General features: G+C 71.8%; 1 protein-coding gene. It reads right to left on the bottom strand.

From position 1 onward, the window contains the following. Nucleotides 1-2,698 (bottom strand): methionine synthase (gene metH, locus FOE67_RS21805; protein WP_182666544.1); only part of this gene is annotated, 2,698 nt, incomplete at its 3' end. Nucleotides 2,699-2,833: the final 135 nt, after the last annotated feature.

The raw sequence follows: 2,833 nt of genomic DNA, 5'->3' as shown, positions 1-2,833 counted from the left end.
GCTGTGTATAAGAGACAGCGGGGGCGGCGGGGCGGGCCGCGACCCGGCGGCGCCTGAGCTCCGGCAGGGCCGCGCCGGGCACTCCCCGCTTGACGCCGATCAGGGCGTCCATCAGCCGCAGCCCCTCGAAGGCGTCGCGGGCGTAGCGGACCTCGCCCTCGTAGATCTCGTGCAGGTCCTGCTCGACGTAGGCGCGGGTCAGCGCGGCGCCGCCGAGGATGACGGGGTAGTCGGCGGCCATGCCCCGCTTGTTCAGCTCCTCCAGGTTCTCCTTCATGATCACCGTGGACTTCACCAGCAGGCCGGACATGCCGATCACGTCGGCGCGGTGCTCCTCGGCGGCCTCCAGGATCGCGGAGACCGGCTGCTTGATGCCGAGGTTGACCACGTTGTAGCCGTTGTTGGACAGGATGATGTCCACCAGGTTCTTGCCGATGTCGTGCACGTCGCCGCGCACGGTGGCCAGCACGATGGTGCCCTTGCCGGAGTTCCCGTCGGCGTCCTCGACCTTCTCCATGTGCGGTTCGAGGTGGGCGACGGCGGTCTTCATCACCTCGGCCGACTGGAGCACGAAGGGCAGCTGCATCCGGCCGGCGCCGAACAGCTCGCCGACGGTCTTCATGCCGGCCAGCAGGGTGTCGTTGACGATCTCCAGGGCGGGGCGCTCGCGCAACGCCTCGTCCAGGTCGGCCTCCAGCCCGTTCCGCTCGCCGTCCACGATCCGCCGCCGCAGCCGCTCCTCCAGCGGCAGCGCGGCCAGTTCCTCGGCCCGGCCGGCCTTCATCGCCTTGCTGTCCACGCCCTCGAAGAGCTCCAGCAGCCGGGCCAGCGGGTCGTAGTCCCCGCTGCGGCGGTCGTAAACGAGGTCGAGGGCCACCCGGACGTGCTCGGGGTCCAGGCGGGCGATGGGCAGGATCTTCGCGGCGTGCACGATGGCCGAGTCCAGGCCGGCCTTCACGCACTCGTCGAGGAAGACGGAGTTGAGCACGGTGCGGGCGGCGGGGTTGAGGCCGAAGGAGATGTTGGACAGTCCCAGCGTGGTCTGGACCCGGGGGTGCCGGCGCTTGAGCTCGCGGATGGCCTCGATGGTGGCCGCGCCGTCCCCGCGGGACTCCTCCTGGCCGGTGCAGATGGTGAAGGTCAGGCAGTCGATGATGATGTCGGACTCGTCGATGCCCCACCGGCCGGTCAGTTCCGCAATGAGGCGTTCGGCGATGGCGACCTTCTTCTCGGCCGTGCGGGCCTGGCCCTCCTCGTCGATGGTGAGGGCCATCAGGGCGGCGCCGTGTTCGGCGGCCAGCCGGGTGACGCGGGCGAACCGGGAGTCGGGGCCGTCGCCGTCCTCGAAGTTCACCGAGTTGATCACGGCGCGTCCGCCCAGGCGCTCCAGGCCGGCACGGATGACCTCGGGCTCGGTGGAGTCCAGCACGATCGGCAGCGTGGAGGAGGTGGCGAGGCGGCCGGCGAGTTCGGCCATGTCGGCGACGCCGTCGCGACCGACGTAGTCCACGCACAGGTCGAGCAGGTGGGCGCCCTCGCGGATCTGGTCGCGGGCGATCTCCACGCAGTCGTCCCAGCGGCCCTCCAGCATGGCCTCGCGGAACTTCTTGGAGCCGTTGGCGTTGGTGCGCTCACCGATGGCCAGGTAGGAGGCGTCCTGCCGGAAGGGCACCGCCTGGTAGAGCGAGGAGGCGCCGGGCTCGGGGCGGGGCTCGCGGGGTGCCGGGGTCAGATCCCGTACCCGCTCGACGACGTGCCGCAGGTGTTCGGGGGTGGTGCCGCAGCAGCCACCGATCAGGGAGAGCCCGAACTCCCGGACGAAGGCCTCGTGGGCGTCGGCCAGCTCCACCGGGGTCAGCGGGTAGTGGCTGCCGTCGGCGCCCAGGACGGGCAGGCCGGCATTGGGCATGCAGGACAGCGGCACCCGGGCGTGCCGGGACAGGTGGCGCAGGTGCTCGCTCATCTCGGCCGGGCCGGTGGCACAGTTCAGGCCGATCATGTCGATGCCCAGCGGTTCCAGGGCGGTGAGCGCGGCACCGATCTCCGAGCCCAGCAGCATGGTGCCGGTGGTCTCGACGGTGACCTGCACGATCAGCGGCAGGTCCAGGCCGGACTCCGCGAGGGCGCGGCGGGAACCGACCACCGCCGCCTTGGTCTGCAACAGGTCCTGGCTGGTCTCCACCAGCAGGGCGTCGGCACCGCCCTCGATCAGCCCGGCGGCGTTGTCCCGGTAGGCGTCGCGCAGCACCGGGTAGCCGGTGTGGCCCAGGGTGGGCAGCTTGGTTCCGGGGCCGATGGAACCCAGGACCCAGCGGGGCCGGCCGTCGCGCGCGGTGTACGCGTCGGCGGCCTCCCGGGCCACCCGGGCGCCTGCGGCGGACAGTTCGGTGATGCGGTGGGGGATGTCGTACTCGCCCAGCGCGGAGTGGTTGGCACCGAAGGTGTTGGTCTCCACGCAGTCCACGCCGGCGTCGAAGTAGGCCTCGTGGACGGAGCGGACGATGTCGGGTCGGGTGACGTTGAGGACCTCGTTGCAGCCCTCCAGTTGCTGGAAGTCCTCCATCGAGGGCTCGGCGGCCTGGAGCATGGTTCCCATGCCGCCGTCGGCGACGACGACGCGCTCGGCGAGCGCGGCCCGCAGGGCCGCGGCACGGGCGGCCGGCTCGGTGGGGACGGCGGAGGGGACGGACGAAGCCATGGGTGGTCTCCCGGGGTGCGACGGCTGTCGGCTTTGCGTCCCGACGGGACGCACCCGCTCAGGGTATCGGCGTCGGCCGGAAAAGGGCCGGAGGCGTCCGGCGGCCGGACATCCGGGGAGGGTCGGGGGGAGGGG

Source organism: Streptomyces calidiresistens, assembly GCF_014141525.1.
Taxonomy (GTDB): Bacteria; Actinomycetota; Actinomycetes; order Streptomycetales; family Streptomycetaceae; genus Streptomyces; species Streptomyces calidiresistens.
Note: the sequence above shows the minus strand (reverse complement) of the source record. Positions and strands in the feature narration are given on the sequence as shown.